Here is a 14,958-nt window from a genome sequence, read left to right on the forward strand (position 1 = left end):
GCGGTGCGGGAGGTGCTGGCCGTGCGGGAGGTGCTCGTGCTCACGGGTCGATGGTCGCACCGGCGGGGTGGTGCCCCGGGAGCCGTCCACGAGCGTGACCGTGCACGGTCACGCTCGTGGACGGCTCCCGGGGCACCACCCCGCCGGTGCGACCATCGACCCGTGAGCACGAGCACCTCCCGCACGGCCAGCACCTCCCGCACCGCCAGGACCCCCCGCACCCGCGCCCCCGAGCTGGTGGGTCGCCGCTGGGTCGGCACCGACGGGCGCGCGCTGCGGATGGCGGACCTGCGGGGCCGCTTCGTCCTCCTCGACTTCTGGACGAGCTGCTGCGTCAACTGCCTGCACGTCCTCGACGAGCTGCGCGACCTCGAGGAGCGGTGGGCGGCCGAGCTCGTCGTCGTCGGGGTGCACTCGCCGAAGTTCCCCCACGAGGCCGAGCCCGGCGTGCTCGACGACGCGGTCCGCCGCTACGAGGTGCACCACCCCGTCCTCGACGACGCCGACATGACGACGTGGCGCGCCTTCGCCGCCCGCGCCTGGCCGACGCTCGTGCTCGTCGACCCGACGGGGTACGTCGTCGCGTCGCTGTCGGGGGAGGGCCACGCGCACGGGCTCGACGCGCTGCTCACCGAGCTCGTGCCCGAGCACGAGGAGCGCGGCACCCTCGTGCGCGGCGAGCGGCTCTTCGCCCCGCTGCCCGAGGAGGTCCCCGCCGACGGCCTGCGCTTCCCCAGCAGCGCGCTCGTGCTGCCCGAGCGGCTCGGCGGGGGCGTGCTCGTCACCGACACCGGCCACCACCGCCTCGCCGTGCTCGACGACGACCTCGCCGTGGTGCGCACCGTCGGCGACGGGGCGCGCGGCCTGCTCGACGGGGACGGCGCCACCGCCCGCTTCGCCGAGCCGCAGGGCCTGTGCCTGCTGCCGGAGGACGTCGCGGAGCGCCTCGGGGTCGACGTCGTCGTCGCCGACAGCGCGAACCACGCCGTCCGCGGCGTGCGCCTCGCGCGCGAGGGGGAGCCGGGGGGTGAGCCCGAGGGCGAGCCTGACCGGGTCACCACCCTCGCCGGCACGGGCGAGCAGCTCCGACGCCGCGAGGGCGGGGGACCGGCGCTCGCGCAGCACCTCTCGACCCCGTGGGACGTCGCGTGGTGGGACGGCCAGCTCGTCGTCGCCATGGCGGGGCTGCACCAGCTGTGGGCGCTCGAGCCCGGCGCCGGGGAGGCGCCCGACCCCGCCGACGGCGTCGTCCGCGTGCTCGCCGGCACGTCCGCCGAGGGCCTGCGCGACGGCGACGCCGAGCAGGCGTGGTTCGCCCAGACCTCCCGCCTCGTGCCGTCCGCCGACGGCGCGGCGCTCTGGGTCGTCGACTCGGAGACCTCGGCGCTGCGGCGGCTCGTGCGCACGGGCGACGCGCCCGACCGCTCCGTGCCCGTCGTCGAGGACGCGCGCCTGGCGAACGCCGCCCCCGTCGCCGCGCCGGGCTACGCCGTCGAGACCCTCGTCGGGTCGGGCCTGTTCGACTTCGGCGACCGCGACGGCGGCGCGGGGGAGGCGCTGCTGCAGCACCCCCTCGGCGCGGCGGTGCTGCCCGACGGGTCGGTCGTCGTGGCCGACACCTACAACGGCGCCCTGCGCCGCTACGACCCCGCGGCCGCCCCCGGCGAGCCCGCGGTGACGACGCTCGCCGCGGACCTCGCGGAGCCGACCGGGGTCGCCGTCGTGGGCGAGGGGCAGGACGCGGAGCTGCTCGTCGTCGAGTCCCGCGCCCACCGGCTGCTGCGGCTGCCCCTGGCCGCCGGTCGCGCCGTCGGGGCCGCGGCCGGTCGGGTCGAGCGCCCGCCGACACCGCTGGCCGCCGGGCCCGTGGACCTGCGCGTGCGCTTCGTCCCGCCCGCCGGGCAGCACCTCGACGACCGGTGGGGCTCGCCCGTCCGCGTCGTCGTCTCCGCGAGCCCGCCCGACCTGCTCGCCGACGGCGCCGGGACGACGACGGCGCTCGACCGCCCTCTCGTCCTGCGCGGGGAGGCCGGTGCCCGGGGGGTGCTCCACGTGTCCGCGCAGGCGGCCGCCTGCGACGCCGGCGAGGACGGCGAGGTGCCCGAGCACGCGGCGTGCCACCTCTACCAGCAGGACTGGGGCATCCCCGTGGTCCTCGGCGACGGACCCGGTGAGCTCGTGCTCGACCTGCGCGGCGTCTGAGGAGCCTCGTCGGCTAGAAGCCCGCGCGGCGCGGGCCGCCCGGGTCGCCGCCGAACCCGCCGGCCCCGCCCATGAGGCCGCGCAGCTGCTCCTGCGCCTGCGCGGCCATGGCGGCCATCTGGTCGCCCTGCTGCGCGCGGTCGGCGACGAGGCGCTCGTGGTGCTGCTCGCAGACGCCGGTGCCCTCGAGGAGCACCGCGGCGGCCGTGCGGGCGCGCCCGGCCAGGCACGGCGAGCACCAGCCCAGCGGGCTCGGGACGTCGGGCACGACGGTGCCGCCACCGGTCTGCGCGCTCATGGACCGACGGTACGGCGGGCGGGCGCGGCCGGCCCTCCGCGCGACGCCGCGGTCAGACGCCGGTCACGCTCCGGTGCCCGAAGAGCCCCGGCAGGCCGCCGGTGTGGACGAGGACGGTGCGCTCCCCGGGCCGCACCTCGCCGCGGCGGACGGCGGACGCCAGGCCCGCGAGCGCCTTGGCCGTGTAGACGGGGTCGAGGACGACGCCCTCCGTGAGCGCCGCGGCCGAGAGGGCCGCGGTGCTCGCGCGCGTCGGCAGCCCGTAGCCGTCGCCGACCTCGTCCCGCGGCAGCCGCAGGTGGTCGGGCCCCACGCCCGCCAGCGCGGCGGCGGCGCCGTCGGGCAGGTGGTCGCCGAAGGCCGCGGCGACGCCCCGGACGAGCCCGACGACCCGCTCGACCGGGTCGGGCACCGCGCCGACGTCGACGCCGAGGACCCGGCCCGCGCCCAGCCCGGCGACGAGGCCCGCCATCGTCCCGCCGGAGCCGACGGCCGTGACGACGTGGGCGGCGTCGGGCACCTGCGCCGCGACCTCCGCGGCGGCGTCGACGTAGCCGAGGACGCCGAGGGCGTCGGACCCGCCGTAGGGGACGCGCGACGGGCGCGCGCCCTCGGCGCGCAGCCGCTCGACGACGGCGTCGGCCGCGGCGTCGAGGCCGGCGCTGTCGACGTCACCGGCCCACTCCACGCGCGCGCCGAGCAGCTCGTCGAGCACGAGGTTGCCCGCGGCCCGCGCGGGCGCGGCGCCGACGAGCACGAGGACGCAGCCGAGGCCGGCCCGCCGCGCGGCCGCGGCGGTGGCGCGCGCGTGGTTGCTCTGCCCCGCGCCCGTCGTCACGAGGACGTCGGCGCCCTCGGCGAGGGCCCGCCCGACCGTCCGCTCGAGCTTGCGCACCTTGTTGCCGCCGCCGCCGAGCCCGGAGAGGTCGTCGCGCTTGAGCAGCAGGTCGTCCGGGCCGAGCCCGAGGTGCTCCGCGAGCCGGGGCGCCGGTTCGACGGGGGTGGGCCAGGTGCCGAGGGGCAGGTGCGGGGCGGGCGTCGTCGGCATGCTGCGGAGGCTAGGGCGCCGGCGGGCCGGAACGGGGGTGAGGACGAGGGGCCGCCCGGTGCGGGGACCGCCGCCGACCGGCGGGCGTGCTCCCCGCCCCGCCGGACTGGTTAGGGTTGCCTCGCCTGCCCGCCGTCGATCGTGAGGTCCCCCGTGCACACGTCCCCCCGCCACACCTCCCGGGCCGCCGCCGCGGCCGCGCTGCTGTCGGTCGCCCTCCTGGCCGCGGCCTGCGGCTCCGACGCCCCCCAGGGCGGGACGCCGGACGCCGAGCCGACGAGCGGCGGCGGCAGCACCGCGACGTCCTCCTCGTCGGGGGCCTTCCCCGTCACGGTCGACACCGCCTTCGGCGAGGTCGAGATCCCCGAGGAGCCGCAGCGCGTCGTCGCCCTCGGCTGGTCGGACGCCGAGACGGCGCTCGCGCTCGGCGTCGAGCCCGTCGGCGCCAGCGACTGGCTGGGCTTCGGCGGCGACGGCGTGGGCCCGTGGTCGGAGGGCTACACGACGTCGCCGGAGATCATCGGGACGCTCGAGCCGGAGCTCGAGGCCATCGCCGCGCTGCAGCCGGACCTCATCCTCGACACGCGCTCCGACGGCACGCAGGAGCGCTACGACGCCCTGAGCCAGATCGCGACGACGGTCGGCATCCCCGAGGGGGCCGGCGCCTACACGACGACGTGGGAGGACCAGCTCGAGCTCGTCGGCGAGGCGCTCGGCCGTGAGGACGAGGCGGACGCCCTCGAGGACGAGGTGGAGCAGACGATCGAGGGCGCCGCGGAGGCGAACCCGCAGTTCGACGGCACCACCGTCGCCGTCGGCGCCCGCACGTCCGAGGGGTACAGCGCCTACACCGAGGGCGACACCCGCGTGGACCTCATGGAGTCGCTCGGCTTCGAGCAGTCCGAGCGGGTGCAGGAGCTGGCCGGCGACGGCTTCTCCGTGCCGGTCTCGAGCGAGCAGCTGGAGCTCCTCGACGCCGACCTCACGGTCGTCTTCCCCATCTTCGTCGAGGCGTCGACGATCACGGGCGACCCGCTGTTCCAGGCGCTGCCGTCCGTCCAGGACGGGCGCTCGGTCGTCCTGGAGGACCAGACCCTCCTCAACGCCTTCTCCAGCGGCAGCGCCCCGGGCATCACCTACGCCGTCGAGAACGCCGTCCCGCTCTTCGCCGCGGCGGTCCCGGCGCGCTGACGCCCCGGACGCAGGGCCCGGACGCAGGGTCGGGCGCACGAGGCCCTCGAGCACCAGGTGCTCGGGGGCCTCGTGCGTGAGGCGGTGGTCCCTCAGCCGCGGCCCTGCCCGGTGGACGCGCTCGTGCCGCCGTCGACCGGCAGGACGACCCCGGTGACGTAGCGGGCCGCGTCGCTGGCGAGCCACAGCACCGCGGGCGCGACGTCCTCCGGCTCGCCGGGGCGGCCGAGGGCGACGCGCTCGACCATCGTCGCCAGCGCGTCCTCGTCGCTCCACACGCCCCGCGTCAGCGGCGTGCGCGTGAAGGCCGGGGCGACGGCGTTGAGCCGCACCCCGCGCGGGCCCCAGTCGAGCGCGAGCGAGCGCACGAAGTTCGTGATCGCCGCCTTGGTGGCGTTGTACGTCGCCTGGCCCCAGTCGCCGCGGTCGCCGGACACCGAGGAGACGGCGACGAGGGTGCCGCCCGAGGCCTCGAGGTGGGGGAGCGCCGCCTTCGCGAGGTGGAAGAAGCCGTCGACGTTCGTGGCGCGCAGGTGCTCCCAGTCCTCGTCGGCGACGTCGGTGACCTCCCCGCCCGCGTAGGCGGCGGCGTTGCTGACGACGACGTCGACGCGCCCGAACCGCTCGACGACGCCGGCGACGAGGTCGCGCACCTGCGCGCCGTCGGAGACGTCGGCCGTCAGCACGGCCGTCCGCTCGCCGGGGCGCCCCGCGACGACCTCCTCGAGCGGCTCGCGGCGGCGCCCCGTGACGGCGACCGTGGCGCCGGCGTCGAGGAAGGCGCGCGCGACGGCGGCCCCGATGCCCGAGCCGGCGCCGGTGACGAGGACGACGCTGCCGGTGAAGTCGTGCGTGGTGGTCTTCTCAGCCATGCGCCCACCCTGCAGCGGCGGCGCGCGCCCCGCCCGGTGCGCCCGGTGCGCGAAGGGGAGCCGGCCGCCGGTGGTCAGCCGTCGCCGCGGCGGTCGCGGTCGCGGGACGGCTGCACGCGCTTGGGCTCGCCGGGCATCTTGGGGTGGTTGGGCGGGTAGGGCAGCTCGCCCTCGCCGCGGGCCTCGTCGCGGTCGGCCATCTCGAACAGGGGCTCGAGGGAGTGGTGGACGTCGTCGAGGGCGGCCATGGGGTCGCCGCGCTCGGCGAGCAGGCCGGGGACCTCGGCGATGGTGCAGTCGTCGGGCTGGACGTCCTCGAGCTCGGCCCACGTGACGGGGGTGGAGACGGTGGCCCTCGGGGTGCGGCGCACGGAGTAGGCGCTGGCGATGGTGTGGTCGCGGGCGTTCTGGTTGTAGTCGACGAAGATCGCCGACGTGCGCTGCTCCTTCCACCAGGCGGTGGTGACGAGGTCGGGGGCGCGGCGCTCGACCTCGCGGGCCAGGGCGATGGCGGCGCGGCGGACCTCGCGGATCTCCCAGCGCGGCTCGATCCGCACGTAGACGTGGACGCCGCGGCCGCCGGAGGTCTTGGGGTAGCCGGCGAGACCGAGCTCGTCGAGCAGCGGGTGGAGGACGTCGAGGGCGACGCGGCGGGCCTCGTCGAAGCCGGTGCCGGGCTGGGGGTCGAGGTCGACGCGCAGCTCGTCGGGGAGCTCCACGTGGTCGGCCCGGGTCGGCCAGGGGTGGAAGGTGATCGCGGACATCTGGACGGCCCAGAGCACGGGGGCCGCGGAGTCCACCCGCAGGGCGTCGGCGTGCCGGCCCGAGGGGAAGGTCACGCGCACCCGGCGCAGGTAGTCGGGCGCCCGCTCGGGCACCCGCTTCTGGTACACCTCCTCGCCGTCGACCCCGTCCGGGAAGCGCTGGAGGTAGGTCGGCCGGTCGCGCAGCGCCCGCACGAGCGGGCCGAGCCCGTCCACGGCGCCGTCCGCGGACGAGCTCGCCACGGCCAGGTGGTAGTCGACGAGGTGGCGCTTCGTGCCGCCGTCGGCGCCGAGCGCGGGGAAGAGCACGCGGTCGGGGCTCGTGAGGCGCACCGCCGTGCCGTCGACGTCGAGCTCCTCGGCGGGGGCCTTGGCCGCCACGGGCACCTCCTCCTGGGACCGACGCGGTGAGTCGGGCACGGTCGGTGCCCTCTGATCACGCGGCGTCATCGGATCGGTCACGACGACGCAACCGTCGCGACCGGGACGTGCCGGAGCCTTCCGCTTCGTGCGCTCTGGTCACATGCTGTTCACCCGGCCGGGGCAGTCTCCACCGCGCCCCGTGACCCCGCCATCCCACCGGCCCCACGCCGGGGGGCGGCGGAGCCCGGTCGCCCGCCGCCCGGCGGGCAGCACGTCCACGCCGTCGACACCGGAGGACCTCCGTGCCACGAGCACCACACCAGGCAGCGCGCGTCGCCGCCGCTGCCACCGCCGCCCTCGTGGGCGGCGCCCTGCTGGCCGCCCCTGCGGCCGCCGTCCCCGCCCCCCCGGGCAGCCCATTCATCAGCGAGCTGCACTACGACAACGCGGGGGCCGACGCGAACGAGCGCGTCGAGCTCCAGGCCGAGCCCGGCACCGACATGACGGGGTGGACCCTCGTCGGCGTCAACGGGGCCAACGGCGAGACCTACTCGCCGAAGGCGCTCTCGGGCGTCGTGGGGGAGTCCGGCGTCCTCGTCGTCGACTTCCCGAACCTGCAGAACGGCGCGCCCGACGGGCTCGCGCTGCTCGACGCGAGCGGTGCGCTCGTCCAGTTGCTCTCCTACGAGGGCGCCTTCAGCGCGACCCTCGGCGGCGCGGTCGTCGAGTCCACCGACATCGGGGTGGCGGAGACGGGCAGCGGCACGGCCGACGGCTCGATCCAGCTGCTCGACGGCGCCTGGGTCGTCTCGGAGGACTCCAGCAGCTTCGGCGTCCGCAACGGCGAGGCCGTCGAGCCGGAGCCCGAGCCGGAGCCCGCGCAGTGCGTCGAGGACGGCCTCACGGCCATCACCGCGGTGCAGGGCACCGGCGACGAGAGCCCGCTCGTGGGCTCCGACGTCGTCGTCGAGGGCGTCGTCACGACGTCGCCCGACGGCTTCGGCAGCGTCTTCGTGCAGGACCCGAGCGCCCGCCCGGGCCGCGCGTCCACGGCCGTCAACGTCTTCGGCCCCTCCGGCAGCCCCGTGCGGAGCCTCGAGATCGGCGACCGCGTCCAGGTCACCGGCGAGGTGGACGAGTACCAGGGCCTCACGCAGGTCGCCGCCGACCAGGTCGCCGTCTGCGCCACCGACGTCGCCCTGCCGGCCCCGTACGTCATCACGCGCGCGTCGGCCTCCGACGCCGAGCGCGAGCAGCTCGAGGGCATGCTCGTCCGCCCGCAGGGCACGTACACGGTCACCGAGGTCTACAACGCCAACCGCTTCGGCGAGATCGCCCTGGCGGCCGGCCCGGACGTGCTCCTCCAGGCGACCGACGTCGTCGAGCCCGGCCGGGCGGCGCAGCAGTACGAGGCGCGCAACGCCCGCCAGCAGGTGCTCCTCGACGACGGGCGCAGCACCAACCTCGCGAACGCGGGGCAGGCGCCGTCCTACGGCGCGGCGGACGACCCGATCCGGGTCGGCGACCGCGTGAGCAGCTTCGGCGACGTCTCCTACGTCCTCGACTACCGCTACGACGCGTGGCGCTACCAGCCCACCGCGCCGGTGACGGCGGAGACGACGGGCAAGGCGACCTTCGACGACGCCAGCCCGCGGACGGCCGCGCCCGAGGAGGTCGGCGGCGACGTCCAGGTCGCCACCTTCAACGTCCTCAACTACTTCACCACCTTCGGCGGCGAGGCCCGCGGCGCCGACGACGAGGCCGGCCTGGAGCGCCAGGAGGCCAAGATCGTCACGGCGATCAACGCCCTCGGCGCCGAGGTCGTCGGCCTCGAGGAGATCGAGAACGGCGCGGCCCTCGGCGAGGACCGCGACGAGGCCCTCGCCCGGCTGACCGGGGCCCTCAACGCGGCGGCGGGGGAGGAGCGCTGGGCGTACGTCCCCTCGCCGGCCGACCTGCCGCCGACCGAGGACCAGGACGTCATCCGGACGGCCTTCATCTACCAGCCCGCGGCCGTGCAGCCGGTGGGCGAGTCGGTCGTCGACGACGACCCGGAGTGGGTCGGCCGCGCGCGCCAGCCGCTGGCGCAGGTCTTCCAGGCCGGCGGCACGCAGTTCCTCGCCGTCGTCAACCACTTCAAGTCCAAGGGCTCGGTCCCGCAGCCGGCGCGCCCGGGTGACGAGGACACCGGCGACGGCCAGGGCAACGGCAACGCCACTCGCGTGGCCGAGGCCCAGCGCCTCGTCGAGTTCGTCGAGGGGATCGAGGGGGCGCCGGAGGCCGTCGTGCTCCTCGGCGACTTCAACTCCTACACGCAGGAGGACCCGCTCGACGTCCTCCGCGAGGCCGGCTACGTCGACCTCGGCACCGCCTACGACGCGGGTGACACCTACGTCTTCAGCGGCCGCAGCGGCTCGCTCGACCACGTCTTCGCCTCCCCGGCGATGGCGGACGTCGTGACCGGCGCGGACGTCTGGGACATCAACGCGGACGAGTCGTACGCCTACCAGTACGACGGCTACCTGCCCTGGTACGCGCCGGACGCCTACCGCGCCTCCGACCACGACCCGGTCGTCGTCGGCGTCGACGTGGCGGACGCCGCGGTCGACGACGTCGCGTCGCTGCAGCTGCTCGACATCAACGACTTCCACGGCCGCCTCGGCGAGGCGGTGGCGCTGTCGGGCACCGTCGAGCAGCAGCGCGAGCGCGACGACGTCGACGGCACGCTCGTGCTCTCGGCCGGCGACAACATCGGCGCCTCCCCGTTCGTCTCGGCGGTCCAGGCCGACGAGCCGACGATCGAGGTGCTCAACGAGATGGGGCTGCAGGTCAGCGCCGTGGGCAACCACGAGTTCGACCGCGGCATCGACGACCTCCTCGGCCGCGTGGGCGTCGACGGCGAGTCCGGCCTGGCCGACTTCCCGATCCTCGGCGCCAACGTCTACGACGAGGCCGGCGAGCCGCTGCTGCCCGAGTACTCGATCCAGGACGTCGACGGCGTGAGCGTCGGCGTCATCGGCGTCGTCACGCAGGAGACGGGCTCGCTCGTCTCGCCGTCCGGCATCCGGGGCGTCGTCTTCGGCGACCCGGTGGAGGCGACCAACCGCGTCGTCGGCGAGCTGACCGACGGCGTGGGCGACGAGGCGGACGTCATCGTCCTGTCCGCGCACGAGGGCAACCCCCTCGGCGAGGACGAGCAGACGCTGGAGGAGGCCCTCGCGGCCGACACCGCCTTCGCCCGCATCGTCACCGGGGTCAGCCCCGAGGTCGACGCGATCTTCACGGGCCACACGCACCGCGTGTACGCCTGGGAGGCCCCCGTCGCCGGCGGCGGCACGCGCCCGGTCATCCAGACCGGCTCCTACGCCGCCAACCTGGGTCGCATCGTCCTCGACGTCGACCGCACGACGGGCGAGGTGACGAGCTCGACCGTCGAGGAGGTGCCCCTCACCGACGCTCCCGCCGACGAGCTCACGGCCGCCTACCCCCGCACCGCGGAGGTCGCCGAGACCGTCGCGGCGGCCGAGGCCTTCGCCGACGAGGTCGGCAGCGAGGTCATCGGCTCGGTGACCGGCGACATCACCCGCGCCTTCACCGACGCCGGCGTCGAGGACCGCGGGAGCTACTCCTCCCTCGGCGGCCTCGTGGCCGACACCTACGTCTACGGGACGACGCTGCGCCCCGTGGAGGACGCCGACCTCGGCCTCGTGAACCCGGGCGGCCTGCGCGCCGACCTGCTGTACGGGGAGGACGGCGTCATCACCCTCGCCGAGGCCAACGCCGTGACGCCGTTCGCCAACGACCTCGTCGTCGTGCCCCTCACCGGCGCCCAGCTGGTCGAGGTGCTCGAGCAGCAGTGGCAGCCCGCCACCGCGTCGCGGCCGTTCCTGGCGCTCGGCACCTCGCGGGAGCTCACCTGGTCCTACGACCCGCAGGCCCCCCGCGGCGAGCACGTGCTCGTCGACAGCATCCGCATCTCGGGGGAGCCGATCGACCTGGACGCCACCTACCGAGTGGCGACGAACTCCTTCCTCGCCTCCGGCGGTGACAACTTCACCACCTTCGCCGAGGGCGCGATCGAGCTCACCGGCCTGATCGACTTCGACTCCTTCGAGGCCTACCTGCGGGAGCGCAGCCCGCTGTCGCCGGAGGACTACACCGGCCGCGTCACCGTCGGCGACGCGACCGAGCAGCCCGAGCCGGCCGCCGAGGTCAGCGCCTCGACGACCACCGTGCGCCCGGGCCAGTCGGTCACCGCGTCGGCGTCGGGCTTCGCGCCCCGCGAGGTCCTCACCGTGTCGGTGCTCGGCCGGGTCTTCGGCACGGCCCGCGTCAGCGCGGACGGCGACGGCTCCATGCGCGTCACCATCCCCCGCGAGGCGCAGCCGGGCGACTACACGGCGGTCGTGACGGGCAGCGCGGGCAGCCGCGCCACGCTCGACTTCACGGTCGTGCGCTGACGCCCAGCACCTCCCCGCACGACGGCAGGGCCCCCGCAGCGCGCGCTGCGGGGGCCCTGCTGCCTGCGGGACCTGTTCGACGGAGGTGACCGTGCACGGTCACCTCCTTCGAGCAGGTCAGCCCGCGATGACGGCGGCGCGCGCGAGGGCCGCCGCGCCGACGACGCCGGCGTCGTCACCGAGGGAGGAGACGACGAAGCGCAGCTCGGGGCTCGGCCGCAGCATCCACGGGCCCGCGGCCGCGGCGATCCGGTCCACGAGGTCCTGGCCGAGCTTCTCGGGCAGGCCGCCGCCCACGACGACGAGCTCGACGTCGAGCAGGTTCACCGCCGAGCCGACCGCCACCCCGAGGTGCTCGACCGCGGAGTCGACGAGCTGGGTCGCCATCTCGTCGCCCTCGTCCAGAGCCCTCGCCCAGACGCTCGACGTCGGACGCGGCTTGTCCTCCTCGTCCTGGATGGCGAACAGGCGCGTCTCCCGGCCGGCGCCCACGAGCGCGTGCGCGGCGCCGGCCATCATCCGGCGCCCGGCGTAGGCCTCGACGCACCCGCGGCGGCCGCAGCCGCACATCGCGCCGCCCGGCTGGACCTGCACGTGCCCGATCTCGCCGGACGAGCCGCGCGAGCCCTCGTAGGGGCGGCCGTCGAGGACGAGGGCGCCGCCGACGCCGGTGCCGAGCCACAGCCCGAGGACGTCGCGGGCGCCCCGCGCCGCCCCCGCGACCCACTCGCCGAGGAGGCCGACGTTCGCGTCGTTGCCGAGGGTGACCGGGGCGTCCAGGCGCGAGGTGAGGCCGCCGACGAGGTCGACGTCGGCGTCCCATCCCTCGAGGTTCGGCACGGTGAGCACCTGGCCGGCGTGGACGACGCCGGGGATGCCGACGCCCACGGCCACCGGGTCGCCGTCGAGGTCGGCGACGAGCCCGGCGACGGCGTCGAAGACGGCGTCCGGCCCGCTGGTCGGGGTGGGGACCTTGCCGCGGTCCTGCACCTCGTGGTCGCCGGACACCATGCCGACCTGGATGTTGGTGCCGCCGACGTCGACGCCGGCGACGAGGGTCCCGCTCGCGCTCATGGCCCCTGGGTAGCAGCGATCGGGTGCCGCGGGCACCCGGTGCTGGTCACGATCCGGTGGTCACCGGGCGCCGCCGGGGCCGCGGGGCGCGCGCCGCGGGCGGGGCCGTGGAGGCCCGCACGACGAGCCGGGGGCGCACGAGGAGCTCGCCGCGCACGCCCTGCTCGCCCCGGAGCTCGGCCAGCAGGGCGCGCGCCGCGGCCGTGCCGACGGCGTCGACGTCCTGGTGCACGGTCGTCAGCGGCGGGTCGGTGAAGTCGAGCAGCGGGCCGGCGTCGCACCCCACGACGGACACCTGCTCGGGCACCGCCAGCCCGCGCGCCCGGGCGGCCCGCACGGCGCCGAGCGCCATGAGGTCGGACCCGCAGACGATCCCCGTGACGCCGCGGTCGAGCAGCGCGTGCGCCGCGGCCTCGCCGCCCTCGAGGCGGAACTGGGTGTGGACGACGAGGGAGTCGACCTCGCCCGGGCGCACGGCGCCGGCGAGGTGGCGCCGGACGGCGTCGTGGAAGGCGGCCGTCTTGCGGATGGAGGGCACGTAGCGGGCGGGCCCCATGGCGAGCCCGACCCGCTCGTGGCCCAGCCCCACGAGGTGGGCGACCGACTGCTCGACGGCGGAGGCGTCGTCGGTGGAGACGAAGGGCGCGTCGATCCCGTCCATCCAGCCGTTGACGAAGACGGCGGCGAGCCCGCGGCGCCGCAGGTGCTCGTAGGGGCCGGCGTCGGCGTCGGTGTTGGCGTGCACGCCCGAGAGGAAGACGACGCCGGAGGCGCGCTGCTGCAGCAGGACCCGGACGAAGTCGGCCTCGTGCACCCCGCCGGGCACGAGGGAGCAGACGACGGGCGTGTAGCCGGCCCGCGCGAGGTGGGTCTGGACGACGAGGGACAGGGCGGGGAAGACGGGGTTCGTCAGCTCGGGCACGACGATGCCGACGAGCCCCGCCACCGGTGCGGGCAGGAAGCGGTCGTCGTACCCGAGCACGTCGAGGACGGACCGCACCTTGTCGCGGGTCGCCTGGGAGACGCCGGGCTTGTCGTTGAGGACCCGGCTGACCGTGGCCTCGCTCACCCCCGCACGGACGGCGACGTCCGCGAGCCTCATGCGCATCCGTGCAACCTACTCGCGCAGGCGACCCGACATCTGTGACGCAAGACACTTCCATCGTCTGCAAGATTCTTGCTACTGTCCTGTCACGCAGCGCGGCGCGAGCCGCCGGCCCGAACCCCGCCGACCGCCCTGGTGCACCGGAGCACCCAGGGCGCGGCTGCGTTCCGCTCGACCTCACCCCCGTTCGACACCCCCCTGTTCGCCCCCCCCGGAGGGCCGACCACGGCCCTGCCCGCTCGACTGACGAGGAGCACCATGCGCATCCCCCTGAGGGCGGCCGTCGCGGCCGTCGGCATCGCCGCGCTGACCGCCGGCTGCAGCGGAGGGAGCGGCGACGGCGCCGCGCCCGCCGGGACGACCGCGCCCGAGGGCGGCGCGAGCGCCGAGGAGACCGGCGCGCCGGCGCGCGACGACGCCGACCTCGTCATCTGGACCGACGAGCTCAAGATCGACCCCGTGACGCAGATCGCCGAGCAGTTCGGCGAGGAGAACGGCATCTCGGTCGCCGTCCAGGCCGTCACGGACCTCCAGTCCAACTTCATCACCGCCAACGCGGCGAGCAACGGCCCCGACGTCGTCGTCGGCGCCCACGACTGGATCGGCAACATGGTGCAGAACGGGGCGATCGACCCGCTGCAGATCACCGGCGACGCCCTGGGGGAGTACTCCGAGGTGGCCGTCGACGCCGTCACCTACGACGACCAGCTCTACGGCCTGCCGTACGGCGTCGAGGCGCTCGTGCTCTACCGCAACACCGACCTGGCGCCCGAGGCGCCGGCGACCCTCGACGACGCCTTCGCCACCGGGCTCGAGCTCAAGCAGGCGGGCACCGTCGAGTCGGCCTTCAACCTCCCCGTCGGCGAGCTGGGCGACGCTTACCACATGCAGCCCCTCTACACCTCGCTCGGCGGCTACGTCTTCGGGCAGGACGCCTCGGGCGGCTACGACCCGAGCGACCTGGGCGTGGGGGACGAGGCCTCGCAGGCGGCCGGCGAGCGCATCGAGGAGCTGGGCGAGGGCGGTTCCGGCGTCCTCACGCGCTCGGTGAGCGGCGACAACTCCATCGCCCTCTTCGCGGACGGCCAGGCGCCGTACCTGCTGTCGGGCCCGTGGGCCCGCGCCGACGTCGAAGCCGCGGGCTTCGGCTGGGACGTCCAGGCGGTGCCGGGCTTCGCGGGCGCCGAGCCGGCGCAGCCCTTCACCGGCGTGCAGGCCTTCTACGTCGCCTCGAACGGCGCGAACAAGGCCTTCGCGCAGGAGTTCGTCACGGGGACGATGAACACCGAGGAGGCCATGCAGACGATGTTCGACGGGGCCGACATCCCGCCGAGCCTCGTCTCGCTGCAGGAGTCCGAGGTGGCCGCCGACCCGCAGCTGCAGGCCTACCTCGACGCCGCGAACGCCGGCGAGCCGATGCCGTCCATCCCGCAGATGGGCGCCGTCTTCGAGCCCCTCGGCCAGGCCTACTCCGCCATCATCGGCGGCGCCGACGGCGCCGAGACGATGGTCCAGGCCGGCGACACCATCCGCGCCGCGATCAGCTGAGCCCCCGGCGGGGGGGCGGACCACCGCCCCGGC

10 protein-coding genes are annotated in these 14,958 nt (G+C 76.0%); 4 read left to right on the forward strand and 6 right to left on the reverse strand.

Annotated elements, in window-relative coordinates; genetic code table 11:
* The first annotated feature begins 162 nt into the window (after window positions 1-162).
* On the forward strand, window positions 163-2,202 hold the full coding sequence (locus WDV85_RS06350) for an NHL domain-containing thioredoxin family protein (protein WP_339569838.1): 2,040 nt from the start codon (window positions 163-165) through the stop codon (window positions 2,200-2,202).
* A 13-nt stretch (window positions 2,203-2,215) separates the two neighbouring features.
* On the opposite strand, the gene WDV85_RS06355 is transcribed toward WDV85_RS06350, so the two are convergent.
* Both WDV85_RS06355 and WDV85_RS06360 read right to left on the reverse strand, forming a co-directional pair.
* Window positions 2,216-2,500, reverse strand: a complete 285-nt coding sequence (locus WDV85_RS06355; protein ID WP_339569839.1) for a hypothetical protein — start codon at window positions 2,498-2,500, stop codon at window positions 2,216-2,218.
* A 52-nt stretch (window positions 2,501-2,552) separates the two neighbouring features.
* Window positions 2,553-3,548: a pyridoxal-phosphate dependent enzyme gene (locus WDV85_RS06360; protein ID WP_339569840.1), complete on the reverse strand. Its 996-nt coding sequence runs from the start codon at window positions 3,546-3,548 to the stop codon at window positions 2,553-2,555.
* A 153-nt stretch (window positions 3,549-3,701) separates the two neighbouring features.
* Here WDV85_RS06360 and WDV85_RS06365 point away from each other — a divergent pair, with 153 nt between their 5' ends.
* Window positions 3,702-4,739 (forward strand): iron-siderophore ABC transporter substrate-binding protein, encoded by a 1,038-nt coding sequence (locus WDV85_RS06365; RefSeq protein ID WP_339569841.1) that lies wholly within the window; start codon window positions 3,702-3,704, stop codon window positions 4,737-4,739.
* A 92-nt stretch (window positions 4,740-4,831) separates the two neighbouring features.
* Here WDV85_RS06365 and WDV85_RS06370 read toward each other — a convergent pair whose 3' ends face one another.
* Together WDV85_RS06370 and WDV85_RS06375 are read right to left on the reverse strand one after the other, a co-directional pair.
* Window positions 4,832-5,611: an SDR family NAD(P)-dependent oxidoreductase gene (locus WDV85_RS06370; RefSeq protein WP_339569842.1), complete on the reverse strand. Its 780-nt coding sequence runs from the start codon at window positions 5,609-5,611 to the stop codon at window positions 4,832-4,834.
* A 74-nt stretch (window positions 5,612-5,685) separates the two neighbouring features.
* Window positions 5,686-6,762 carry a DNA polymerase domain-containing protein gene (locus tag WDV85_RS06375; RefSeq protein WP_445263241.1) on the reverse strand — a complete coding sequence of 359 codons (1,077 nt, stop codon included), beginning with the start codon at window positions 6,760-6,762 and terminating at the stop codon, window positions 5,686-5,688.
* A gap of 278 nt (window positions 6,763-7,040) precedes the next feature.
* On the opposite strand from WDV85_RS06375, the gene WDV85_RS06380 reads away from it, so the two are divergent.
* Window positions 7,041-11,198, forward strand: coding sequence for an ExeM/NucH family extracellular endonuclease (locus tag WDV85_RS06380; RefSeq protein WP_339569844.1), 4,158 nt, complete (start codon window positions 7,041-7,043; stop codon window positions 11,196-11,198).
* 117 nt (window positions 11,199-11,315) lie between these two features.
* Here WDV85_RS06380 and WDV85_RS06385 read toward each other — a convergent pair whose 3' ends face one another.
* On the reverse strand, window positions 11,316-12,272 hold the full coding sequence (locus WDV85_RS06385) for an ROK family protein (RefSeq protein WP_339569845.1): 957 nt from the start codon (window positions 12,270-12,272) through the stop codon (window positions 11,316-11,318).
* Between the two features lie 46 nt (window positions 12,273-12,318).
* Window positions 12,319-13,374 carry a LacI family DNA-binding transcriptional regulator gene (locus WDV85_RS06390; protein WP_339569846.1) on the reverse strand — a complete coding sequence of 352 codons (1,056 nt, stop codon included), beginning with the start codon at window positions 13,372-13,374 and terminating at the stop codon, window positions 12,319-12,321.
* 261 nt (window positions 13,375-13,635) lie between these two features.
* On the opposite strand from WDV85_RS06390, the gene WDV85_RS06395 reads away from it, so the two are divergent.
* On the forward strand, window positions 13,636-14,925 hold the full coding sequence (locus tag WDV85_RS06395) for a sugar ABC transporter substrate-binding protein (protein ID WP_339569847.1): 1,290 nt from the start codon (window positions 13,636-13,638) through the stop codon (window positions 14,923-14,925).
* Window positions 14,926-14,958: the final 33 nt, after the last annotated feature.

It is taken from the genome of Pseudokineococcus sp. 5B2Z-1, assembly GCF_037482305.1.
Classification (GTDB): Bacteria; Actinomycetota; Actinomycetes; order Actinomycetales; family Quadrisphaeraceae; genus Pseudokineococcus.

Bases quoted from the DNA above. Each gene is read 5' to 3' on its own strand.
- WDV85_RS06355 (WP_339569839.1), bottom strand. From the start codon at position 2,500: ATGAGCGCGCAGACCGGTGGCGGCACCGTCGTGCCCGACGTCCCGAGC.
- WDV85_RS06360 (WP_339569840.1), bottom strand. From the start codon at position 3,548: ATGCCGACGACGCCCGCCCCGCACCTGCCCCTCGGCACCTGGCCCACC.
- WDV85_RS06370 (WP_339569842.1), bottom strand. From the start codon at position 5,611: ATGGCTGAGAAGACCACCACGCACGACTTCACCGGCAGCGTCGTCCTC.
- WDV85_RS06385 (WP_339569845.1), bottom strand. From the start codon at position 12,272: ATGAGCGCGAGCGGGACCCTCGTCGCCGGCGTCGACGTCGGCGGCACC.
- WDV85_RS06390 (WP_339569846.1), bottom strand. From the start codon at position 13,374: ATGAGGCTCGCGGACGTCGCCGTCCGTGCGGGGGTGAGCGAGGCCACG.
- WDV85_RS06395 (WP_339569847.1), top strand. From the start codon at position 13,636: ATGCGCATCCCCCTGAGGGCGGCCGTCGCGGCCGTCGGCATCGCCGCG.